This is a genomic window from Erwinia sp. HDF1-3R (assembly GCF_039621855.1).
In the GTDB taxonomy this organism is placed as follows: domain Bacteria; phylum Pseudomonadota; class Gammaproteobacteria; order Enterobacterales; family Enterobacteriaceae; genus Erwinia.
Window position 1 is genome coordinate 4291747 of the sequence record NZ_CP155071.1, and the last position, 21273, is coordinate 4313019.

The 21273-nt window shown below is 53.3% G+C and carries 25 protein-coding genes; 13 read left to right on the plus strand and 12 right to left on the minus strand.

Annotation, left to right across the window (positions count from 1 at the left end; all coding sequences use genetic code 11):
• Window positions 1-22: 22 nt before the first annotated feature.
• The 3 genes from cgtA to rplU form a co-directional block, all read right to left on the minus strand.
• Window positions 23-1189, minus strand: coding sequence for an Obg family GTPase CgtA (gene cgtA, locus AAGR22_RS19450; protein WP_067705990.1), 1167 nt, complete (start codon window positions 1187-1189; stop codon window positions 23-25).
• Between the two features lie 327 nt (window positions 1190-1516).
• Window positions 1517-1774, minus strand: a complete 258-nt coding sequence (rpmA, locus tag AAGR22_RS19455) for a 50S ribosomal protein L27 (RefSeq protein WP_067705989.1) — start codon at window positions 1772-1774, stop codon at window positions 1517-1519.
• A gap of 15 nt (window positions 1775-1789) precedes the next feature.
• Window positions 1790-2101, minus strand: a complete 312-nt coding sequence (gene rplU, locus AAGR22_RS19460; RefSeq protein WP_345829148.1) for a 50S ribosomal protein L21 — start codon at window positions 2099-2101, stop codon at window positions 1790-1792.
• Between the two features lie 255 nt (window positions 2102-2356).
• On the opposite strand from rplU, the gene ispB reads away from it, so the two are divergent.
• Both ispB and AAGR22_RS19470 read left to right on the plus strand, forming a co-directional pair.
• Window positions 2357-3328, plus strand: a complete 972-nt coding sequence (gene ispB / locus AAGR22_RS19465; protein WP_067705988.1) for an octaprenyl diphosphate synthase — start codon at window positions 2357-2359, stop codon at window positions 3326-3328.
• Window positions 3329-3646: 318 nt separating this feature from the next.
• The gene (locus AAGR22_RS19470; RefSeq protein ID WP_067705985.1) at window positions 3647-3907 is read left to right on the plus strand and encodes a helix-turn-helix transcriptional regulator; all 261 of its coding nucleotides are present in this window, start codon (window positions 3647-3649) and stop codon (window positions 3905-3907) included.
• Between the two features lie 49 nt (window positions 3908-3956).
• On the opposite strand, the gene murA is transcribed toward AAGR22_RS19470, so the two are convergent.
• The 7 genes from murA to mlaF form a co-directional block, all read right to left on the minus strand.
• Window positions 3957-5222 carry a UDP-N-acetylglucosamine 1-carboxyvinyltransferase gene (murA, locus tag AAGR22_RS19475; RefSeq protein ID WP_067705983.1) on the minus strand — a complete coding sequence of 422 codons (1266 nt, stop codon included), beginning with the start codon at window positions 5220-5222 and terminating at the stop codon, window positions 3957-3959.
• A gap of 77 nt (window positions 5223-5299) precedes the next feature.
• Entirely contained in the window at window positions 5300-5554 is a 255-nt protein-coding gene (ibaG, locus tag AAGR22_RS19480; RefSeq protein ID WP_345829152.1) for a BolA family iron metabolism protein IbaG, read from the minus strand.
• A gap of 125 nt (window positions 5555-5679) precedes the next feature.
• Window positions 5680-5976, minus strand: coding sequence for a lipid asymmetry maintenance protein MlaB (gene mlaB, locus AAGR22_RS19485; RefSeq protein WP_067705977.1), 297 nt, complete (start codon window positions 5974-5976; stop codon window positions 5680-5682).
• Entirely contained in the window at window positions 5976-6614 is a 639-nt protein-coding gene (mlaC, locus tag AAGR22_RS19490; protein WP_067705976.1) for a phospholipid-binding protein MlaC, read from the minus strand. Before mlaC ends, mlaB begins: the two co-directional genes overlap by 1 nt.
• An 11-nt stretch (window positions 6615-6625) precedes the next feature.
• Complete coding sequence (gene mlaD, locus AAGR22_RS19495) at window positions 6626-7174, minus strand: outer membrane lipid asymmetry maintenance protein MlaD (RefSeq protein WP_067705971.1); 549 nt, start codon at window positions 7172-7174, stop codon at window positions 6626-6628.
• A 4-nt stretch (window positions 7175-7178) separates the two neighbouring features.
• On the minus strand, window positions 7179-7961 hold the full coding sequence (gene mlaE / locus AAGR22_RS19500; protein WP_345831629.1) for a lipid asymmetry maintenance ABC transporter permease subunit MlaE: 783 nt from the start codon (window positions 7959-7961) through the stop codon (window positions 7179-7181).
• A 7-nt stretch (window positions 7962-7968) separates the two neighbouring features.
• The gene (gene mlaF / locus AAGR22_RS19505; protein WP_067705969.1) at window positions 7969-8781 is read right to left on the minus strand and encodes a phospholipid ABC transporter ATP-binding protein MlaF; all 813 of its coding nucleotides are present in this window, start codon (window positions 8779-8781) and stop codon (window positions 7969-7971) included.
• Between the two features lie 229 nt (window positions 8782-9010).
• Here mlaF and AAGR22_RS19510 point away from each other — a divergent pair, with 229 nt between their 5' ends.
• The 11 genes from AAGR22_RS19510 to npr all read left to right on the plus strand — a co-directional run bounded on the left by AAGR22_RS19510 (window position 9011) and on the right by npr (window position 17122).
• A complete protein-coding gene (locus AAGR22_RS19510) occupies window positions 9011-9991 on the plus strand; it encodes a calcium/sodium antiporter (RefSeq protein WP_067705962.1) in 981 nt (326 codons plus the stop codon).
• A gap of 14 nt (window positions 9992-10005) precedes the next feature.
• Window positions 10006-10992 (plus strand): arabinose-5-phosphate isomerase KdsD, encoded by a 987-nt coding sequence (gene kdsD / locus AAGR22_RS19515; protein WP_067705961.1) that lies wholly within the window; start codon window positions 10006-10008, stop codon window positions 10990-10992.
• Between the two features lie 17 nt (window positions 10993-11009).
• Window positions 11010-11576, plus strand: coding sequence for a 3-deoxy-manno-octulosonate-8-phosphatase KdsC (gene kdsC, locus AAGR22_RS19520; RefSeq protein WP_067705960.1), 567 nt, complete (start codon window positions 11010-11012; stop codon window positions 11574-11576).
• Entirely contained in the window at window positions 11573-12148 is a 576-nt protein-coding gene (gene lptC / locus AAGR22_RS19525) for an LPS export ABC transporter periplasmic protein LptC (protein WP_067705958.1), read from the plus strand. Before kdsC ends, lptC begins: the two co-directional genes overlap by 4 nt.
• On the plus strand, window positions 12120-12668 hold the full coding sequence (gene lptA / locus AAGR22_RS19530) for a lipopolysaccharide ABC transporter substrate-binding protein LptA (protein WP_067705954.1): 549 nt from the start codon (window positions 12120-12122) through the stop codon (window positions 12666-12668). The genes lptC and lptA overlap by 29 nt, the downstream gene beginning before the upstream one ends.
• On the plus strand, window positions 12668-13393 hold the full coding sequence (gene lptB / locus AAGR22_RS19535; protein ID WP_067705953.1) for an LPS export ABC transporter ATP-binding protein: 726 nt from the start codon (window positions 12668-12670) through the stop codon (window positions 13391-13393). Before lptA ends, lptB begins: the two co-directional genes overlap by 1 nt.
• Window positions 13394-13441: 48 nt before the next feature.
• On the plus strand, window positions 13442-14872 hold the full coding sequence (gene rpoN, locus AAGR22_RS19540; protein ID WP_067705951.1) for an RNA polymerase factor sigma-54: 1431 nt from the start codon (window positions 13442-13444) through the stop codon (window positions 14870-14872).
• A 22-nt stretch (window positions 14873-14894) separates the two neighbouring features.
• Window positions 14895-15182 carry a ribosome hibernation promoting factor gene (gene hpf / locus AAGR22_RS19545; protein WP_067705950.1) on the plus strand — a complete coding sequence of 96 codons (288 nt, stop codon included), beginning with the start codon at window positions 14895-14897 and terminating at the stop codon, window positions 15180-15182.
• Window positions 15183-15402: 220 nt separating this feature from the next.
• A complete protein-coding gene (gene ptsN / locus AAGR22_RS19550; RefSeq protein WP_067705949.1) occupies window positions 15403-15882 on the plus strand; it encodes a PTS IIA-like nitrogen regulatory protein PtsN in 480 nt (159 codons plus the stop codon).
• Window positions 15883-15998: 116 nt separating this feature from the next.
• Window positions 15999-16853, plus strand: a complete 855-nt coding sequence (rapZ, locus tag AAGR22_RS19555) for an RNase adapter RapZ (protein ID WP_067705946.1) — start codon at window positions 15999-16001, stop codon at window positions 16851-16853.
• Window positions 16850-17122 carry a PTS phosphocarrier protein NPr gene (npr, locus tag AAGR22_RS19560; protein WP_067705944.1) on the plus strand — a complete coding sequence of 91 codons (273 nt, stop codon included), beginning with the start codon at window positions 16850-16852 and terminating at the stop codon, window positions 17120-17122. Before rapZ ends, npr begins: the two co-directional genes overlap by 4 nt.
• Window positions 17123-17186: 64 nt before the next feature.
• On the opposite strand, the gene mtgA is transcribed toward npr, so the two are convergent.
• Both mtgA and arcB read right to left on the minus strand, forming a co-directional pair.
• Entirely contained in the window at window positions 17187-17903 is a 717-nt protein-coding gene (gene mtgA, locus AAGR22_RS19565) for a monofunctional biosynthetic peptidoglycan transglycosylase (protein ID WP_067705942.1), read from the minus strand.
• 918 nt (window positions 17904-18821) lie between these two features.
• Window positions 18822-21164 carry an aerobic respiration two-component sensor histidine kinase ArcB gene (gene arcB / locus AAGR22_RS19570; protein WP_345829160.1) on the minus strand — a complete coding sequence of 781 codons (2343 nt, stop codon included), beginning with the start codon at window positions 21162-21164 and terminating at the stop codon, window positions 18822-18824.
• Window positions 21165-21273: the final 109 nt, after the last annotated feature.

The window sequence follows — 21273 nt, forward strand, 5'->3', positions numbered from 1 at the left end:
CGTTCTGTGTCCCTTAAGTCGGTTAGTGCTGGTAAATGATTTCGACCCCTTCGTCGTCCTCATCATCCCAGTCATCATCATCGTCTTCTTCAGCTTCCGCTTCTTCAAGCTGCTGACGGTGATAGTCATCCCACATAAACTCGACTTTCTCAGGCTGTTTAGCCTCAAGCTCCGCTTCTTTCGGGTTAGCAATAATAAATGACATCACATCCCAGCAGAGCTCTTTTACCCCAGTGCGGTTAGCGGCGGAGATCAGATAGTATTTGTCAGTCCAGCCCAGCGCGTCTGCAATCGCTTTAGCGCGAGCTTCTGCCTCTGCCTCATCCAGCAGGTCAACTTTGTTGAAAACCAGCCAGCGCGGCTTGTTAAACAGCTTGTCACTGTACTTTTCCAGCTCACCCAGAATGATGCGCGCGTTTTCTACCGGATCGGATTCATCAATCGGTGCCAGATCGATGGTGTGCAGCAGCACGCGGCAGCGTTCAAGATGCTTGAGGAAGCGGATACCCAGCCCGGCGCCGTCGGAGGCACCTTCGATCAGGCCAGGGATGTCGGCCAGTACAAAGCTCTTTTCATGGTCCATACGCACCACGCCCAGGCTTGGCACCAGGGTAGTGAACGGATAATCCGCCACTTTCGGTTTTGCGGCTGAAACGGCACGGATAAAGGTAGATTTACCGGCGTTAGGCAGGCCCAGCATACCGACGTCAGCCAGCAGCATCAGCTCCAGCTGGATATCGCGGTTTTCACCTGGGGTACCCATCGTCTTCTGGCGGGGAGAACGGTTAACGGAGGATTTGAAACGGGCGTTGCCAAGGCCATGCCAGCCGCCTTTAGCGACCATCTGAACCTGACCGTGGTGAGTCATATCACCCAGCGTTTCGCCAGTGCCCTGATCGATAATACGCGTCCCAACCGGGACTTTGATGATGATGTCCTTGCCGCGTTTACCGGTACAGTCACGGCTCTGGCCATTCTGACCACGTTCGGCGCGGAAAGATTTCTCAAAGCGATAGTCGATCAGGGTATTGAGGTTTTCATCGGCCTGCATATAGACGTCGCCGCCGTCACCGCCGTCACCGCCGTCCGGGCCGCCTTTAGGGATATACTTTTCACGACGGAAGCTGACGCAGCCGTTGCCACCATCGCCCGCAGCAACGAGAATCGTCGCTTCATCAACAAACTTCATTTTACTTCTCCGTAAATCATTCGCCCGGACCGGGGAATAAAGGTGCCGGGGGTGATCCGTCGCGGCCAACAGCGATGTCGCGTGACAGAACAGGGTGACTCCGCCGCAAAAAGTGTCTTTGCGTGGTTACCTGTTCAGGGATCCGCCATAAGACATCGTGCAGCTGAATATAAAGTGTACAGCAAAATAACGTGCTGTGGATCCACGCGCACAACGCACTGAGCCGTGAATTAAAATACAGAATGTAAAAAGCCCCGCAATCATAGCGGGGCTTTTAAATTCGCTGCTGAAACAGGTATCAGATACCCGTTTCAGACTCGAAGAACCTTACTCAGCAACGATGCTGATGTACTTACGGTTGTTCGGGCCTTTAACTTCGAATTTGACCTTGCCGTCTGCAGTTGCAAACAGAGTGTGGTCACGGCCGCAGCCTACGTTAACGCCCGCATGGAACTTGGTGCCACGCTGACGAACGATGATGCTACCTGCCAGAACCGCTTCGCCGCCGAAGCGCTTAACGCCCAGACGTTTTGCGTTGGAATCGCGGCCATTTCGAGTGGAGCCGCCAGCCTTTTTGTGTGCCATTTGTCAGATCTCCTCTTAGGCGCTGATGCCAGTGATCTTCACATCAGTAAACCACTGACGGTGACCCTGCTGCTTACGGTAGTGCTTACGACGGCGAAATTTAACAATCTTAATTTTCTCGCCACGACCGTGAGCAACGATTTCTGCTTTGATCATGCCACCTGAAACTAACGGCGCACCGATAGTCACGTCTTCGCCATTAGCGATCATCAGAACCTGGTCGAACTCAATTGTTTCGCCGGTTGCGATGTCCAGCTTTTCCAGGCGAACGGTCTGACCTTCGCTTACTCGGTGTTGTTTACCACCACTTTGGAAAACCGCGTACATATAAAACTCCGCTCATGCGCTCGCCGTCTTAGTTTCAGGCTGCGCTATAAATATTCACAATAGGGCGCGAATTCTACGCAACTTCGGCAGCGAAGACAAGTGCCTGTTGCAGGGTATTGCAGAAAAAAAACGCAAAGCGAATGCAAACGTTTCACCCCGGTCATTTTCAAGTACAATCTGTTATACATTACATGCCGCAGACACCGGTAAAGACGCCTATCATAGCAGCATACTGAGCAATAGCCGAACAGACTGATGAACTTAGAACAGATAAACGAACTCACCGCGCAGGACATGGCGGACGTCAATGCAATCATACTTGAGCAGTTGAACTCTGAGGTCTCCCTCATTAATCAGCTGGGTTATTACATCATTAGCGGTGGCGGTAAGCGCATCAGGCCGATGATCGCCGTTCTGTCCGCCCGCGCCCTGAATTATACGGGTAAACAGCATGTTACGGTCGCTGCCCTGATTGAATTCATTCATACGGCCACGCTGTTACATGATGATGTGGTCGATGAGTCGGATATGCGCCGGGGCAAAGCGACGGCTAATGCCGCCTTTGGTAATGCGGCCAGCGTGCTGGTAGGGGACTTTATCTACACCCGCGCCTTCCAGATGATGACCAGCCTCGGCTCTCTGCGGGTTCTGGCGCTCATGTCAGAAGCCGTAAACGTGATCGCCGAGGGTGAAGTGTTACAGTTGATGAACTGTAATGACCCCGATATCACGGAAGAGAGCTATATGCGGGTGATTTACAGCAAAACCGCCCGTCTTTTTGAAGCGGCATCCCAATCCTCTGCAATTCTGGCCGATGCGACCCCTGCTCAGGAAAAGGCGCTACAGGATTATGGACGGTTTATCGGAACCGCTTTTCAGCTGATAGACGATCTGCTTGATTACAGTGCTGACGGGCAGACGCTGGGCAAAAACGTGGGAGATGACCTTAGCGAAGGGAAACCTACACTGCCTCTGCTGCACGCCATGCGTAATGGCACACCTGAGCAGGCCGCGATGATTCGTGAGGCTATTGAGCAGGGTAACGGTCGGCATTTACTGGAACCCGTATTGGAAACCATGCGCCAGTGTGGTTCGCTCGAGTGGACCCGGCAGGCGGCTGAACAGGAAGCCGATAAGGCCATAGCGTCTCTTGAAGCATTGCCTGAGTCTCCGTGGCGTAGCGCGCTTGAAGCCCTGGCCCATATGTCAGTTCAGCGCGAGTTTTAGTCTACTAAGCGCGGTACGCCGCGTTTTTCTTACGACCTTTTCTTAAATAACTCCCCTCAGCTTTTCCCCCGCGCCTCTCCAGGGTTTCGTTGCGTGTAAATCATCACCTTTGCTTGCATGAATTTGCGTCATAATTCACAGTACTTAAAATTCTGGAAGAAACTGGAAATAACAAACTAAAAATTGCTGTAAAGTATCCCTGCTTTTTCATCTTTTGCTTCTGCCTGTTTCTACTTATCAGCATCAGGAAATCAGGAGCAGAGCGGTGACTTTGAGCACAAATAATACCGGAGAACTTCGCGGACATGGAGGATAGCAATGCTTAAAGATAAGAAAGACTGGCACAATGCAGACATCATTGCAGGCTTGCGGAAAAGGGGGACTACACTGGCAAGACTCTCGCGTGAGGCAGGATTGAGCTCATCAACGCTTGCGAATGCACTGTTTCGGCCCTGGCCTAAGGGAGAATGGCTGATAGCGGATGCGCTGGAAATACATCCCGGTGAAATCTGGCCAAGCCGGTATTATGATCCCGTTAGCCAAAGTCTCATCGATCGTAAAAAACGTCTAAGAAATTAAACAGAGGGGGCCGATGATGGCCCCCTGTTAACATTGTCGCGTTGAGCGATTATTCACTACTGCCGCTAATGCGCTCGATGTTAGCGCCCAGGGATGAAAGCTTGTCTTCAATATGTTCATACCCGCGATCGATATGATAAATACGATCGACAATTGTCGTTCCGTTCGCGATACAGCCCGCCAGCACCAGACTCGCAGAAGCCCGGAGATCGGTTGCCATGACCTGCGCGCCGGACAGGGTTTCCACGCCGTGGCAGATCAACGTGTTGCTTTCGATTTCAGCGTGTGCGCCCATGCGAATAAGCTCAGGGATATGCATGAAACGGTTTTCAAAAATCGTTTCAGTGATCACCCCTGTGCCTTCAGCAACCAGATTGAGTAAGCTGAACTGAGCCTGCATATCGGTTGGAAAGCCCGGATGCGGCGCGGTGCGGAAGGTCACGGCTTTTGGCCGCTGACCGTGCATATCCAGGCTAATCCAGTCTGGCCCTACCTCAATATCGGCCCCTGCCTCACGTAGCTTAGACATGACGGCGTCCAGCGTATCAGGCTGGGCATTGCGACACATTACCTTACCGCCGGAGATCGCCCCAGCGACCAGGAAGGTCCCGGTTTCAATACGGTCAGGCAGAACGCGATAAACGCCGCCGCCAAGGCGCTCAACGCCCTCGATGGTGATACGATCGCTACCCGCACCGCTGATTTTTGCGCCCAGCGTATTGAGGAAGTTGGCCGTATCAACGATTTCCGGCTCGCGGGCCGCATTCTCGATAATCGTCGTGCCCGTGGCCAGGGTTGCTGCGCTCATAATGGTGACGGTCGCGCCTACGCTGACCTTGTCCATTACGATGTGCGCGCCTTTCAATCGGCCCTCTACCGAGGCTTTAACGTAGCCCTCTTCCAGTTTGATTTCAGCGCCCAGCTGTTCCAGACCCGTAATGTGCAGATCGACCGGACGGGCACCAATGGCACAGCCGCCGGGCAGGGAAACCTGTCCCTGGCCAAAGCGGGCCACCAGCGGGCCAAGCGCCCAGATGGACGCCCGCATGGTTTTCACCAGATCATAGGGTGCACAGTAAATATTGACTTCACTGGCATCCAGATGGACCGATCCGTTACGTTCGACCTTCACCCCAAGCTGGCTGAGAAGCTGCATGGTAGTATCAATGTCCTTTAGCTTCGGGACATTCTGAATCTCCACCGGCTCTTCAGCCAGCAGAGCGGCGAACAGGATCGGCAGCGCCGCATTTTTAGCGCCGGAGATTGTGACTTCCCCGCTTAAACGGGTGGGACCCTGTACACGAAATTTATCCATTACACCTGCTCTCTTTGTCAGACATTCAGTACTACCCGCCGCATCGCGACCCTGCGCGATGACAACAGCGAGTCAGCTTAAAAACCGTTTAGCTTACGGTCACGCGCCCACTCTTCCGGGGTATAGGTTTTTATGGATACCGCATGAATACGGTTGTCGGCAATAAACTCCATTAGCGGCGCATACACCGTCTGCTGTTTTTTTACCCGGCTGAGCTCGCCGAACAGATCACCGACGGCAATAACCTGAAAGTGGCTCCCCTCGCCGGTGACGTGGACTTCCTGAAGCGGCAGCGCGCTCATCAGCACGGCCTGGATTTCGCTATTTTCCATAAGACTTCTTATATTCGATGTTTGAGAAACAGGGCACTATCTTAGTGGAAAGCGGCGCTATCTTAAACAAGCAAAAAAGCCCCTTAAGGCTAAGGGGCTTTGCAGGGTCTGGCTGAAGGGGCTTTTCAGACAGGTGAAACAATGATCTGCTGCAAATTGTAGAGGGTGATTAGCGAATGGAGCTTATCGGTGATCCCGGTAAAGTGCAGAGTATTGCCCTGCCCCAAAGCAATCTGCCGCAGGTGAACCAGCAGCGCCAGCCCGGCAGAATCCACGCGGTCCAGTGCTGAAACATCAATGATATCAACCTGCTTCATTACCGACTCCCGCTCTGCCCAGAGCGCCAGCAGCGTTTCACGCTCCAGCTCCCCGGACAGATGCAGCTGCCGTGCGGTAACTTGCCAGCTTAATGATTCACGCATTACTGCTGCTTATCCAGAGTGATAGGCTGTTTTGCCGCGGAATTAAGCAGTGTTGTCAGGCCATCAATCCCTTTCTGACGCAGCGTATCGCTCCACTCGTTCTGCTTGGTGGTTATCATGCTCACGCCTTCGGCAATCATGTCGTATGCCTTCCAGTCACCGGTGCGGCTGTTTTTACGCCACTGGAAATCAAGGCGAACCGGCGGGCGTCCGTTGGGATCGATGATCGTCACGCGAATAGCGATGATATTGGCGTCGGCATAAGACTGGGGTGGTGCAATCTGGTAGGTTTGTCCGTGATAAAGGGCCAGCGCCTGACCATACGCCTGCGCCAGATAATCACCAAAAGCCTTGAAGTAGGCTTCACGCTGCGCTGGCGTGGCTTCTTTGTAATAACGGCCCAGGACTAATGCACCTGCATATTTGATCTGGACGTAAGGCAGAAGCTCTTCACGCACGATTTGACGCAGGTAGTTAGGATCCTGCTTGATTTTTGGCTGCTCGGTTTTGAGACGCGTAAAGGTTTTTGCCGCCGCCTCATTCATTTGCTCGTAGGGATTGGTCTGGTCAGCAGTCGCTGCGCTGGCGATGCCAGGGGCAATAACCAGCATGGCTACCATCAGGAAACGTTTAAACATTACTTATCCTCTTAAGGTTTAGTCGTAGCGGCGGGCGCAGGTTGCGCAGTGGCATCCGGTGCCGCCGGTGATGCATCTTTCTTGTCGTTACCGTTGCCGCTCTTATACAAGAACTGGCCAATGAGATCTTCCAGTACCATGGCTGACTTAGTGTCCTGAATGGTACTACCATCCTTAAGTATAGTCGTCCCCATATCCGGGTCGTCAAAGCCGACGTTCAGTGCCAGGAACTGTTCCCCCAGCAGGCCAGAGGTTCTGATGGCCAGCGAGCTGGTATCCGGCAGCTGATTGTATTTATCTTCAATGTCCATGGTCACGCGGGGCGACAGCGTTTTGTCGTCGAGTGAGATATCCGACACGCGTCCAATGACCACGCCACCGATTTTAACCGGTGAGCCGGTTTTCAGGCCGCCGATATTGTCGAAGGTGGCATAGAGGCGCCAGGTTGGCTCATTGCCAAGAGATTTCAGATCGGCCACGCGCAGGCACAGAAACAGTGCCGCGCAGAGCGCCAACAGCAGGAACGCCCCTACCCAAATTTCGCTTTTTTTCGTTTGCATCGAATCAGTTCCCAAACATCAGTGCCGTAAGCACAAAATCCAAACCGAGTACTGCCAGTGAGGCATGTACCACAGTACGCGTCGTTGCCCGACTGATCCCTTCTGAGGTCGGGATCGCGTCGTAACCGTTGAACAGCGCAATCCACGTCACCGTAAAGGCAAACACGGCGCTTTTAATGACGCAGTTGACAATGTCAGTGCGCACATCAACGGCGTTATGCATCGCTGACCAGAAAAACCCGCTATCAATCCCCTTCCAGCTCACGCCCACAATGGCACCGCCCATGATGCCGACCGCCACAAATATCAGGGTCAGCAGTGGCATGCTGATAAAGCCTGCCCAGAAACGAGGAGAGATGATTCTGCGTAGCGGATCGACGGCCATCATTTCCATACTGGATAGCTGCTCCGTCGCTTTCATCAGGCCAATTTCAGCCGTCAGCGCGGAGCCTGCCCGACCCGCGAACAGCAGCGCGGTGACCACCGGCCCCAGTTCACGCAGCAGAGAAAGCGACACCAGCATGCCCAGGCTGCTTTCGGCGCCGTAGGTATTCAGTACCAGATAACCCTGAAGGCCCAGAACCATGCCGATAAACAGTCCTGACACCACAATGATAAGCAGTGAAAGTACGCCAATGCTGTAAAGCTGTTTGACTAACAGCGGGGCATGTTTGCGAAAGCGGGGGATCCCCACCAGCGCATGGAAGAGCATCAGTCCGGCGCGACCAAACGAAGCGCAGGTATTGATCCCCTTTCGTCCTGTTGACGCCAGTGCACGTAGTAACATCAATGAATTAACTCCCTGAGCCGGTTAAATCTTGCAGGTAATCCCCTGCCGGGAAGCGAAACGGCACCGGACCATCTGCGATGCCATCAATAAACTGGCGTACGCGGGCGTCCTGATTTTCATGCAGCGCGCTGGCCGTTCCCTGTGCAATCACTTTTTGACCGGCAATGATATAAGCATAGTCGGCGATACTCAGGACTTCCGGCACGTCGTGCGAAACGACGATACAGGTCATCCCCAGCGAATGGTTAAGCTCATCGATTAGCTTTACCAGCACGCCCATGGTAATAGGGTCCTGACCAACAAACGGCTCATCAAACATAATCAGCTCAGGCTCGAGCGCAATAGCCCGCGCCAGCGCCGCGCGTCTGGCCATGCCGCCTGACAGCTCGGAAGGCTTAAGCCATGCCGCGCCGCGAAGCCCTACGGCTTCCAGCTTCATCATCACCGTACTGTGCAGTAGCTGAGGGGGAAGCTGGGTATGCTCACGCAGTGGCCAGGCTACATTATCAAACACGGTCAAATCGGTGAAGAGTGCGCCCGACTGAAACAACATACTCATTTTTTTGCGCGCCTCATAAAGGCGTGAGCGTGAGAGGCTGGGTATATTCTCACCGTTGAACCAGATCTCTCCGCTATCGGGCCGCAGTTGCCCACCAATTAAACGCAGCAGCGTTGTTTTACCAATGCCTGAGGGACCCATAATGGCAGTAACTTTCCCTTTGGGCACCGTAAGCGAGATGTTATCGAACACCGGCCTATCTCCGCGGGCGAAGCTCACGCCCCGGACATCCACCAAATTCGTCTCCGTCTGGCTCATAGTTACCTCTTATCCTCTCTATCCAGGCACATGTTTACCTCCGATGGTAGCGTATAACCCACCAGGCAGGACACTTTTACAGAAACTTACGGCGAAGACGTGGCTAAAACTGGCATACGTTTTACTTTTTGCCTCCAGACCGTCAAAATCACCGCATTGACTGACGACGCCTTCATTTTCCTCTGTCACGCAAGGCAGCCGACGATTATACCCGATCAAAGGACATTTCATGCTCGTAGCTACCGCACTATTATTTATCGGTTTAGTCCTGCTGGTATATGGTGCAGATCGTCTGGTTTTTAGCGCCGCGATTCTCTGTCGTGCATTGGGTGTTCCCCCTCTGATTATCGGGATGACCGTGGTAGGGATAGGCACTTCCCTTCCCGAGCTGATTGTAGCTTTCTCCGCCTCTACGCACGGTCAGATGGATATTGCCGTCGGCACCGCGATGGGCTCAAACATTACGAATATCCTGCTGATTCTGGGCGGCGCGGCGCTGATTCACCCGCTCACCGTTCACTCAAGGCTGGTGCGCCGCGAGCTTCCCCTGATGCTGTTAGTCACGCTTTTATGCGGCGTGCTGCTGTGCGATAACGCGCTGAGCCGGGGCGACGGGCTGCTGCTGCTGGCGCTGGCCGCCGCCTGGCTGCTGTTTATTATCAAAATTGCCCGCCGCGCCGAACGCGACAACAGTGACTCCCTCACGCGCGAGCAAATCGCCGAGCTGCCGCGCGACGACGCGGGCAACACGGTGGCGTTTCTCTGGCTGGCGGTTGCGTTAATTATCCTGCCTATGTCGACCAGCATGGTGATTGATAATGCGACCGTAATCGCGAACTACTTCGGCATCAGCGAACTGGTTATCGGCCTGACGATAATTTCTGTCGGCACCAGCCTCCCTGAGCTGGCGACGGTGCTTGCCGGTGCGCTGAAAGGCGAAGATGACATTGCGATAGGCAATCTGATCGGATCGAATATCTACAATATTGCCATCGTTCTGGGCGTGCCCGCGCTGATCCACCCTGGAGCAGTTGATACCCAGGCTTTTGCGCGGGATTATTGGGTTATGCTGGGCGTCAGCGCCCTTTTTACACTTTTGTGTCTACAGCGCAGCCGCTGCATTGGAAGAGTCGCAGGTTCGCTGCTGCTCTGCGGCTTTGTTGCCTGGGTCGCCGTGCTTTACTGGCAGCCTGGCGCTACCTTCTGGTAAAAGGATTGTAAACTATGGCACCTCGAACGCTCGATCCGGGCTTTGATTTTCAACAGGCAGGCAGGGATGTTCTGAACATTGAACGTCAGGGACTGGAACAGCTTGATCAGTACATTAACGAAGACTTTACCGAAGCCTGCAAGCGGATCTACAGCTGCCGGGGTAAAGTGGTGATAATGGGCATGGGTAAGTCGGGGCACATTGGTAAAAAGATGGCCGCGACCTTCGCCAGTACCGGAACGCCGGCCTTTTTTGTTCATCCGGCCGAAGCCAGCCATGGCGATCTCGGCATGGTCAGTGCAGGTGACGCCGTCATTGCCATCTCCAACTCGGGCGAATCCTCCGAGATTCTTGCACTGATCCCGGTCCTGAAACGTCTGCACGTTTCACTTATCTGTATCACCAGCCGACCGGAGAGCGCGATGGGCCGTGCTGCCGATATCCATCTCTGTGTTAAAGTACCTAAGGAAGCCTGTCCGCTGGGCCTGGCGCCGACCAGCAGCACCACGGCGACGCTGGTGATGGGAGACGCCCTGGCCGTCGCCCTGCTAAAAGCGCGCGGCTTCACCGCTGAAGATTTTGCGCTCTCCCACCCTGGCGGCACCCTGGGGCGTAAGCTGCTGTTAACCGTTAATGATATTATGCACGCGGGGGATGAGATCCCTCACGTCAGCCGCGACGCCTCCCTGCGCGATGCGCTGCTGGAGATAACGCGCAAAAATATGGGTATGACGGTCATCTGTAACGATCTGATGAAGATTGAGGGCATCTTTACCGATGGTGACCTGCGGCGGGTCTTTGATATGGGCATTGATATCCAACACGCCAGCATTGCCAGCGTAATGACCTCAGGCGGCATTCGGGTTCGCCCCAATACGCTGGCCGTGGAGGCGCTTAACCTGATGCAGAGCCGTAATATTACCGTAGTGATGGTCGCCGATGGCGATCATTTGCTCGGGGTGGTCCATATGCACGACATGCTGCGTGCCGGCGTTGTCTGACAAGGAATCTGAACATAATGAGTACATCCGCAGGCTGGGTTGAAACCTGTTACGGCGCGGTAAGCGCAGACGTGATGTCGCGCGCCCGGGCGATTGCATTGCTGATTTGCGACGTGGACGGCGTTATGTCCGATGGCGTCATTTATCAGGGCAATAATGGCGAGGAGCTGAAAGCGTTTAACGTACGCGATGGCTACGGTATTCGCTGCCTGCTGACCTCGGACGTGGAAGTGGCTATTATTACCGGCCGCAAAGCAAAGCTTCTGGAAGATCGCTGCGCCACGCTCGGAATTACACATCTTTACCAGGGTCAGTCTGATAAGCTTCTGGCCTTCCGGGAACTTCTGGATAAACTGTCGCTAACGCCGGATCGAGTGGCTTATATTGGCGATGACCTGATCGACTGGCCGGTAATGGCAGAAGTGGGCCTTAGCGTAACCGTCGCAGATGCTCATCCGGTACTGCTTCCGCGTGCAGATTACGTCACTCGCCTTGCGGGTGGGCGCGGAGCGGTACGAGAAATTTGCGATCTGATTTTAATCGCCCAGGACAGATTTGATGAGGCCAAAGGACAGTCTGTATGAGTAAAACAAGGCGTTGGATTACGCTACTGCTGGCCCTGGTGGCTATCGTACTGATCGGCTGGAATATGGCCGATAACGATAAGGGCAATGCCCCGGCGGCGGCAAACGGGCTGGAGCCGACCTATACCAGTGAGACCTCAAATACGGTGGTGTATAACCCCATGGGGGCGCTGAGCTATAAGCTGGTTTCCGATAAGGTGACTTACTTTTCGCAGGATGGCGTGAGCTGGTTTGATAATCCGCTTATGACGACCTATGACGAAAACAAAATCCCGACCTGGTCCGTCAGAGCGGATAAAGCCAAACTGACAAATGACCGGATGCTGTACCTGTATGGTCACGTTGAGGTTAACAGCCTGACGAAAGATGCTCAACTCCAGCGCATCAAGACCGATAATGCCGTGGTCAACCTCGTAACGCAGGATGTTACGTCAGAGGATCAGGTAACGCTTTATGGCAGTAGCTTTAACTCTTCGGGCATGAAGATGCGTGGGAATTTACGGAATAAAACTGCCGAGTTGATTGAAAAGGTCAAAACCTCCTATGAAATTCAAAATGAAAAACAACCTTAAGCTCATCACGCTCAGCTTGCTGCTGGCCGCAAGCCTGCCGGCGTTTGCCCTGACGGGTGACTCCAATCAGCCGGTTAACGTCTCTTCCGAAAACCAGTCGCTGGATATGCAAAGTAACGTCACCACCTTTACCGGGAATGTGGTGGTCACTCAGGGGACCATTAAAATTACCGCGGACAAGGTTGTGGTGACCCGTCCCGGCGGCGACAGTAAAAAAACCATCGTCGATGCCTGGGGCAACCCGGCAACCTTCTACCAGATGCAGGATAACGGCAAACCGGTGAAGGGCCACGCGCAGAAAATGCATTACGAGCTGGCGAAAGACTTCGTTGAGCTGACCGACAACGCCTATCTTGAGCAGCTTGATAGTAATATCAAAGGCGACCGCATCACTTATCTGGTTAAAGAACAGAAAATGCAGGCCTACGGCAGCACCGGTAAACGCGTGACCACCGTACTGGTACCGTCACAGCTTCAGGATAAAGGCACTCCGTCAACCGGACAGAAAAAGAGTAATTAATGGCTACTTTAATTGCGGAAAACCTGGCGAAGGCCTACAAAGGCCGTCGCGTGGTGGAAGATGTCAGCCTGCAGGTTAAATCAGGCGAAATAGTGGGCCTGCTGGGCCCGAACGGCGCGGGTAAGACCACCACCTTCTATATGGTGGTCGGCATTGTGCCCCGCGATGCGGGCCGCATCGTCATTGATGACGAGGATATCAGTATCCTGCCTATGCACGCACGCGCGCGGCGCGGGATAGGCTATCTGCCTCAGGAAGCCTCCATCTTTCGCCGTCTGAGCGTGTATGACAACCTGATGGCGGTGCTGCAAATTCGTGACGATCTGACCACGGAACAGCGTGAAGATCGCGCCAACGAGCTGATGAATGAATTCCACATTGATCACCTGCGCAACAACATCGGCCAGGCGCTGTCCGGTGGTGAACGCCGCCGCGTTGAGATCGCCCGCGCGCTGGCAGCCAATCCAAAGTTCATTCTGCTGGATGAGCCCTTTGCCGGTGTCGATCCGATTTCCGTTATTGATATCAAAAAGATCATCGAACATCTGCGCGACAGCGGTCTGGGCGTGCTGATCACTGACCACAACGTTCGCGAAACGCTGGCCGTTTGTGAACGCGCCTACATCGTCAGCCAGGGCCATCTGATTGCTCACGGTTCCCCGGAAGAAATCCTGGCAGATGAACAGGTTAAACGCGTCTATTTGGGAGAAGAGTTCAGACTCTGATAAGGTGTTCAGACCGGGTAAAATTTTTGAGGAATTACTATCCTGAATATGAAGCAAGGTTTGCAACTCAGGCTTAGCCAACAGCTTGCCATGACGCCACAGCTGCAACAGGCCATTCGTCTGCTGCAGCTCTCTACGCTTGAACTACAGCAGGAAATACAGCTGGCGCTGGAAAGTAATCCGTTGCTTGAGCAAACCGACATTCATGAGGAAGTTGACGCTCGGGAGTATCAGGAGAAAGAAGCGCTGGATACACGGGAGGCGCTCGAGCAGAAGGATATGCCAGAGGAGCTTCCGCTCGATGCCACCTGGGATGAGATCTATACCGCAGGCACCCCCTCTGGCACCGGGTCCGATTATCATGATGATGAACTGCCGGTCTATCAGGGGGAAACCACCCAGTCGCTTCAGGATTACCTGATGTGGCAGGTTGAACTGACTCCCTTTAGCGAAACCGATCGCGCCATTGCCACTTCGATTATTGATGCGGTTGATCCCACCGGGTATCTGACGGTAACGCTGGATGATATTCAGGAAAGCATGGGCAACGACGATGTCACCATGGAAGAGGTCGAAGCCGTGTTGAAACGGGTGCAGCGCTTCGATCCCGTTGGCGTCTGCGCGCGCGATCTTCGCGACTGCCTGCTGGTTCAGCTTTCCCAGTTTCCGGATACGCCCTTCCTGAAGGAAGCCCGTCTGATCGTCAGTGAACATCTTGATTTGCTGGCTAATCACGACTTCCGCAGCCTGATGCGCGTCACCCGGCTGAAGGAAGAGGTGCTAAAAAGCGCGATGCAGCTGATTCAGTCTCTCGATCCGCGTCCGGGCCAGTCGATCAATACCGGCGAACCCGAGTACGTTATTCCCGATGTGCTGGTGCGTAAAGTCGGTCAGCGCTGGAGGGTGGAACTCAATGCAGACAGCGTGCCGCGCCTTAAAATCAATCAGCACTATGCTTCGCTGGGCAGTGCTAATCGCAGCGACAGCGACAGCCAGTTTATCCGCAGTAATCTTCAGGAAGCGAAATGGCTGATCAAAAGTCTTGAGAGCCGTAATGATACGCTGCTGAAGGTCACCCGCTGTATTGTTGAACAGCAGCAGGCTTTTTTTGAACAGGGCGAAGAGTTTATGCGTCCGATGGTGCTGGCAGATATCGCGACCGCCGTCGATATGCATGAATCAACCATTTCACGCGTGACCACCCAAAAGTATCTGCACAGCCCACGAGGGATCTTTGAACTTAAATATTTTTTCTCCAGCCATGTGAACACCGAAGGCGGAGGCGAAGCCTCCTCAACGGCAATCCGCGCGCTGGTGAAAAAATTAATCTCGACGGAGAATCCCGTCAAACCTCTTAGCGACAGTAAGCTAACCACCCTGCTCTCCGATCAGGGGATCATGGTGGCCCGCCGTACCGTCGCGAAGTACCGAGAGTCTTTATCCATCCCGCCTTCGAATCAGCGTAAGCAGCTGGTCTGAACGAACAGATAAGGAAGAAAGCATGCAACTCAATATCACTGGGCTAAATGTTGAAATCACCGATCCCCTGCGCGAATTTGTTACCACCAAATTTGCTAAGCTGGAGCACTATTTCGACCGAATTAATCAGGTTTATATTGTTCTTAAAGTCGAAAAGGTCACGCAGATAGCCGATGCGACCCTGCATGTGAACGGCGGTGAGTTGCATGCCACCTCGGAAGAAAAAGATATGTACGCGGCGATTGACGGCTTAGTAGATAAGCTCACTCGCCAACTCAATAAACATAAAGATAAGTTAAAACAACACTAAACTCACTCAGGCATTGATTCTTTTTTCGCCACCCTTATGTAGAGTAAGAACGTGACGTAAGATTGACCGGCCCGTACTCTGATTATGGCGTACGGGCTGTTTGATCATTAAGGCATGCTGTAGTCGGTCGGGCGTTTTCGATACATCGCTAACCTGTGCTCAGTGATGCAAAAGATGACACCTTTTGCCAGGCGGAAGTGAACAAGTAAGTGAACCCATTATGAACAATGATTTAACACTGGAACTGAGCACTGTACTAAGCCTCTCCTGCACCCGAAGCGGCGTACACTGTCAGAGTAAAAAGCGGGCGCTGGAGATTATCAGCGAACTGGCTGCTAAGCAGCTGAACCTGCCACACCAGACCATCTTTGAGGCTATCCTTACGCGTGAACGTATGGGAAGTACTGGGATTGGCAACGGTATCGCCATCCCGCACGGCAAGCTGGTGGAAGACACCCTGCGCGCGGTAGGCGTCTTTATCCGGCTCGATCAGCCCATCGCCTTTGATGCCATCGATAATCAGCCAGTGGATCTGCTTTTTGCCCTGCTTGTTCCGGCTGATCAGTGTAAAACGCATCTGCACACCCTTTCTCTGGTAGCCCGACGGCTGGCGGATAAAACGATTTGCCGCCGCCTTCGTGCGGCCCAGACTGACGAAGAGCTTTATGAGATCATGGCAGAGGGCCATGAGGAGACCTAGCTTGCATGCAGCTGATGTCCGTCGGCTGATTGGATGAATGTTGTGAGGGCTGAAAGGAGCCGCATGTCCGGCGCGACACCTCTCTTTCAGTCAGCGGCAAATCAGGAGAAAACGTCATGGTGCTGATGATTGTCAGCGGTCGATCCGGTTCCGGTAAGTCCGTCGCGCTGCGCGCGCTGGAAGATATGGGCTTTTACTGCGTGGATAATCTGCCCGTGGTCCTGCTACCGGAGCTGGCGAAGTCTCTTGCCGACCGCAATATGTCAGCGGCGGTCAGTATTGATGTACGCAATATGCCTGAATCGCCGGAAGTGTTCGAAAAGGCGCTAACCAGTCTGCCCGAGAGCTTTTCGCCGCAGCTGCTGTTTCTGGATGCCGATCGCAATACCTTAATTCGCCGCTACAGCGATACGCGACGACTGCATCCGCTTTCCAGTAAGAACCTCTCCCTTGAGAGCGCCATAGACGAAGAGAGCGACCTGCTGGAGCCGCTACGCTCGCGCGCTGACCTGATTGTGGATACGTCCGAAATGTCCGTGCATGAGCTGGCAGAGATGTTGCGTACGCGCCTGCTGGGCAAGCGCGAACGCGAGCTGACCATGGTGTTTGAATCCTTCGGCTTCAAGCACGGTATTCCCATTGATGCCGACTACGTTTTTGACGTGCGCTTCCTGCCGAACCCGCACTGGGATCCCAAGCTGCGACCTATGACCGGGCTGGATCGTCCGGTTGCCGCGTTTCTTGACCGCCATACCGAAGTACACAATTTTATCTACCAGACCCGTAGCTATCTGGAACTGTGGCTACCAATGCTGGAAACCAACAACCGCAGCTACCTGACCGTGGCGATTGGCTGTACCGGCGGTAAGCATCGCTCGGTCTACATTGCCGAGCAGCTGGCTGATTATTTCCGCTCGCGCGGCAAAAACGTTCAGTCACGCCATCGCACGCTGGAAAAACGCAAATCATGACCGTCAGACAAACCGTTGAAATTAAAAATAAGCTGGGCATGCATGCCCGCCCGGCAATGAAGCTCTTTGAGCTGGTGCAGAGCTTTGATGCGGAAGTGCTCCTGCGTAACGAAACGGGCACTGAAGCCGAAGCAAGCAGCGTTATCGCCCTGCTGATGTTGGATTCTGCCAAGGGACGGCAAATTGAAATCGAAGCCACCGGCCCGCAGGAGGTGCAGGCGCTGGCGGCCGTTATTGAGCTTTTTGACGCAGGTTTCGACGAGGATTGACCCTTTTGGCAGAGTCCTCTTAATGGGCGGAAAGTCCTCTCACGCCCATTAAGATCGGATACGGTTACAGCTTATGCTCCCGGATAAACCCCTCTCCCCCTAACTGACGCATCTGCCGCAGGATCCACTGCTGACGCTGAAGGATATAGCCTGAAGGACGGTCAGCACGAAAGCGTATAGGGTTAGGCAGCACGGCGGCAAGGAGCGCCGCTTCTGACATGGTCAGCCGGCTCGCAGGCTTGTGGAAGTAACGCTGGGACGCCGCTTCCACACCAAAAACGCCCTCACCAAACTCCGCGACGTTCAGATAGACCGTAATAATTCTTCTTTTTGACCAGACTGTTTCAATACCAACGGTGAGCATCGCCTCTAATCCCTTACGCAACCAGCTACGCCCATCCCACAGAAAGAGATTCTTAGCCGTCTGCTGAGACAGGGTAGATGCCCCTCTCATATGACCGCTTTCACTGTCCAGTACGGACTGAATGGCCTGTACATCGAAGCCCCAGTGGGTGGGAAAGGTCTGATCCTCGGAGGCGATGACCGCCAGAGGCATCCAGGAGGAGACTTCATTTCTGGAAACCCATTCGGAATGGGCAACATAGCCAAAGTCGCCGCTTAGCCAGGCACTTATCTGCCGCTCCGCCATCACGGCGGAAAAGGGAACGGGTAAAAAAGAGAATAATAAAATTCCCGCTATCCAGGCGCCAAAAACAGTCAATAAAATACGGGTAAGCCACAACCTGACGCGCTGGGCGATCGATCGTTTTCGCTGGCTCATAAAATTAACTCCATTTCTGTCTTATCTATTTTAGTAAAAAACCTTAGTTCAAGCCGTAACGCGAAGGCGTAATCCACTTTACCTTACCCTGGAATTGTTGAGTCTTAACTCGCCTCTTTGTAGGACTTTATCCGAAAATGCCCCAACGGCTTCAACCACTTCCGTCCAAAAGGAATCGGTTCCATGCGCCAGAATTGTGCATCCTGGGCTGCCCGTAATCGAAATAAGCATGGCTAATGCTTAAAAATAAAACATTAATTTTTATTAACAATTTAATCATTAAGCTTTGCTAATTCGTGCTAATCCTTACCCGCATCAGGCATAAGCATTAACAATTGCCCCTTTATCCCGGTGGCAGGGCCCAGCCAATTTTGTTAAGATAATTCGACAGCCAGCCCGTTTTTAATCGCTAAAATCTTACTCTTAAGTTTTGAAAAGTTTCATGCTCTTTTGTTAAGAGCCCGAGACCTGCATCTCATAAAAAATAAGATTTACAGCCAGTTAAATATTTATCAGGCGATAGATTTTTTTTTAGCAACGGTGCTAGCGCTTGTACAGGGTCTGGGGTACAGGTTGTACATCAATTCCACACAAAAACTGCCACAAACGTTCAAAATTACATCAATAAGGCGTTAAAATTCATTCCAGGCTTGACTGTATCATCAAATTAATGTTTCCTGTCTGCAAACGCCGCTCCACTTCACAGATTTTAATGAATCTGGTAACATGTGATGTAGGATTTGCTACAGTAGTTACTAAGTATGATGCAAGATTTAGTTATACCAGTAACGAACCGTTGTAACGTAGCGTTTTAACCAATACCGCGCCTGTGCTTAATACTCTTACTTTTAGAATTGCGCAGGTTACCCTTTTCCCTGGTGTTGGCGCAGTATTCGCGCACCCCGGCTTCGGTCGGGGTCATTTTTTTTCAAGACTACTCACCCATTCCCGTAATACTTCAACGTCGTGCCGCCACTCAAGCTTCAGCTCGTCCACCCACTCCTGTACGTTGTCCCACCAGGCTGGCAGTTCCGGGCTTTGAATCTGTTTGGCAATATGCTGTAAATGAACCAGGCCTACCGATCCCGCAGCGCCTTTGATCTTATGTCCTTCCTCGGCAATGCCTTTTTGATCCCGCGCCATCATGTTTGAGTCCAGCACCGCCAGATAGCCCGGCATCATTTGCTCGAACATCTCAAGGCTTTGAACAATAAGCTGTGGGCCTACCAGTTCAATGTATTGCTGCAGCATATCGATATCCAGCAAAGCCAGCTTTTTCTCGTCCACGGCACTCTCCTGTCGGTCTTCATCAGTCGTCTGCTGCTGAGAATCCCAGTATTTTTGAATGATGGCCGTCAGGGCAGGTACGGCCAGCGGTTTACTTAAGACATCATCCATACCCGCATCCAGGTAATCTTTTTTGTCCTTAAGCACATTGGCGGTCAGAGCCACCAGCGGCGGCAGGCGCTGACCGGCAAAACGCTGCTGGATATGACGTGCGACATCCAGCCCGGTCATATCAGGAAGCTGGATATCCAGCAGAACCAGGTCAAATTCATCGGGATCGAACATCGCCAGCGCGGCTTCACCGGTCATTGCCACCTCAACGCTGTTACCGAGTTTCTCCAGCACCGACCGTGCCACGACCACATTCAGTTCGATATCCTCGACCAGCAGCACGTGCAGGGCCGGGAGCGGCATATCCTCTGACGCCTGCTGCTCGGAAACCTCCTCCGTGATGCGCGGCGCGTTGACGGTCAGGGTAAAGCAGGAGCCCGCGCCGGGGGCGCTGCGAACGGTAATGTCTCCGCCCATGCTTTGCGCCAGACGCCGGGAAACCGCAAGACCAATGCCGGTCCCCGTGGCCGGTTTGCCGCCGTGCTGATCCTTCACCTGGTAGTACATGGCGAAGATTTTATCCTGCTCATCCTGCGGGATCCCCATCCCCGAATCTTCCACCTCGAATCGCAGGCAGGTTTCACCGGGGCAGGAAACCCGCACGACGATACTGCCCTGCTGAGTGAATTTCACCGCGTTGCCAATCAGGTTCCATAAAATCTGCCGCAGCCGGGTACCATCGGTCACGATTTTTTGCGGCAGCGGCAGCTCAGGTTCCAGTAAAAACTGGAGTCCCTTTGGCTGTACCAGCAGGCCTGAGAGATTTTCAAGATCGGCAAGGAAACCGGTGAAATCCACCGGCTGGTTGTCCAGCTGCACTTTACGCCGCTCAATTTTGTCCATCTCAATCACGTCATTGAAAATGTTGCCCAGCGTGATGGCCGAGACGTGGATCGTTTTTAGGTAGTTAAGCTGTTCAGGGTTAAGCCCGGTATCAAGAAGAATGCGGCTGAGGCCGACAATGCCATTAAGCGGCGTACGAAGCTCGTGGCTGATTGTAGAGATAAAGGTGGTCTTTTCCCTGCTGGCGTTCTCTAACGCGTCCTGGTAGCGCTTACGCTCCGTTATATCGCGTCCAAAGCCCATTAGTCCGCTGCGTTTACCCACGCGGTCATAATAGGGGACCTTGCGAATTTCAAAACAGGCCTTACGCCCATCGGGGTATTGCAGCCACTGTTCGTAGGTCAGAGAAACGTTATGGCGGAAGACTTTATCGTCCGTTTCCAATACCTTAGTCGCCGCATCCTCGTCATATACGTCGCGCGGCGAAAGGCCGATAAGCAGCTTCTCACTCATGCCGGTTAGCAGCTCCATTGCGCGGTTACAGCCAGAAAATTGCTGATCGATGTTGCGATAGAACACCAGGTCAGGGGAAGCATCAAGGAATGAGCGCAGGAAGGAGGATTGTTGCTCAAGTTCAATTTGTGCCTGCTCGCGGCGGGCCATCTCCTCTTTCAGCCGATCAACCACCAGCAGGCGGGCCTCTTCGGCCTTAATGCGATCCGCTATTTCATGATTAAGCTGGCTGATGTTCTCTTTCATCTGCTGATTGAGTTCCAAATCGCGATGGCGCATCTCCTCCAGCTTGTCCACCAGACGGGAAAGACGCTGCCGCGACTCTTCCAGCTGTTCCACCACGACAGAAAGAAAATAGACCGCCCAGGGGGTGATCAGCAGGCCAAAAAAGACCGAGCGGACAATATCTATGCTTTCCACATGGCCGCGTAGCACCATCGTGACCGCCATCTGCACGATCATCGCCAGCACCACCAGCGCAGACGCTAACAGCAGCGAGAAGCGCACCAGCCCCAGTTTCACCATCAGGTCAACGTAGTACTGGGCCAATAAACGAATTTGTTTCATAAAGGATCCCTTCCAGATCGAAGGCGATAATCATACCGTAAAAGTGTAAAGCACGTTGGGGTTGGGCAGCAGAAGGCCTGTGCACTCTGTTGGTGCAGCCCGGAGGCTG

Coding starts and splice junctions, on each gene's coding strand:
- rpmA (WP_067705989.1), bottom strand. CDS start 1,774: ATGGCACACAAAAAGGCTGGCGGCTCCACTCGAAATGGCCGCGATTCC.
- cgtA (WP_067705990.1), bottom strand. CDS start 1,189: ATGAAGTTTGTTGATGAAGCGACGATTCTCGTTGCTGCGGGCGATGGT.
- mlaB (WP_067705977.1), bottom strand. CDS start 5,976: ATGCGTGAATCATTAAGCTGGCAAGTTACCGCACGGCAGCTGCATCTG.
- mlaC (WP_067705976.1), bottom strand. CDS start 6,614: ATGTTTAAACGTTTCCTGATGGTAGCCATGCTGGTTATTGCCCCTGGC.
- arcB (WP_345829160.1), bottom strand. CDS start 21,164: ATGAAACAAATTCGTTTATTGGCCCAGTACTACGTTGACCTGATGGTG.
- kdsC (WP_067705960.1), top strand. CDS start 11,010: ATGAGTACATCCGCAGGCTGGGTTGAAACCTGTTACGGCGCGGTAAGC.
- mlaE (WP_345831629.1), bottom strand. CDS start 7,961: ATGTTACTACGTGCACTGGCGTCAACAGGACGAAAGGGGATCAATACC.
- rpoN (WP_067705951.1), top strand. CDS start 13,442: ATGAAGCAAGGTTTGCAACTCAGGCTTAGCCAACAGCTTGCCATGACG.
- mlaF (WP_067705969.1), bottom strand. CDS start 8,781: ATGAGCCAGACGGAGACGAATTTGGTGGATGTCCGGGGCGTGAGCTTC.
- lptC (WP_067705958.1), top strand. CDS start 11,573: ATGAGTAAAACAAGGCGTTGGATTACGCTACTGCTGGCCCTGGTGGCT.
- lptB (WP_067705953.1), top strand. CDS start 12,668: ATGGCTACTTTAATTGCGGAAAACCTGGCGAAGGCCTACAAAGGCCGT.
- rapZ (WP_067705946.1), top strand. CDS start 15,999: ATGGTGCTGATGATTGTCAGCGGTCGATCCGGTTCCGGTAAGTCCGTC.
- rplU (WP_345829148.1), bottom strand. CDS start 2,101: ATGTACGCGGTTTTCCAAAGTGGTGGTAAACAACACCGAGTAAGCGAA.
- mlaD (WP_067705971.1), bottom strand. CDS start 7,174: ATGCAAACGAAAAAAAGCGAAATTTGGGTAGGGGCGTTCCTGCTGTTG.
- AAGR22_RS19510 (WP_067705962.1), top strand. CDS start 9,011: ATGCTCGTAGCTACCGCACTATTATTTATCGGTTTAGTCCTGCTGGTA.
- AAGR22_RS19470 (WP_067705985.1), top strand. CDS start 3,647: ATGCTTAAAGATAAGAAAGACTGGCACAATGCAGACATCATTGCAGGC.
- mtgA (WP_067705942.1), bottom strand. CDS start 17,903: ATGAGCCAGCGAAAACGATCGATCGCCCAGCGCGTCAGGTTGTGGCTT.
- hpf (WP_067705950.1), top strand. CDS start 14,895: ATGCAACTCAATATCACTGGGCTAAATGTTGAAATCACCGATCCCCTG.
- ispB (WP_067705988.1), top strand. CDS start 2,357: ATGAACTTAGAACAGATAAACGAACTCACCGCGCAGGACATGGCGGAC.
- murA (WP_067705983.1), bottom strand. CDS start 5,222: ATGGATAAATTTCGTGTACAGGGTCCCACCCGTTTAAGCGGGGAAGTC.
- ibaG (WP_345829152.1), bottom strand. CDS start 5,554: ATGGAAAATAGCGAAATCCAGGCCGTGCTGATGAGCGCGCTGCCGCTT.
- npr (WP_067705944.1), top strand. CDS start 16,850: ATGACCGTCAGACAAACCGTTGAAATTAAAAATAAGCTGGGCATGCAT.
- kdsD (WP_067705961.1), top strand. CDS start 10,006: ATGGCACCTCGAACGCTCGATCCGGGCTTTGATTTTCAACAGGCAGGC.
- lptA (WP_067705954.1), top strand. CDS start 12,120: ATGAAATTCAAAATGAAAAACAACCTTAAGCTCATCACGCTCAGCTTG.
- ptsN (WP_067705949.1), top strand. CDS start 15,403: ATGAACAATGATTTAACACTGGAACTGAGCACTGTACTAAGCCTCTCC.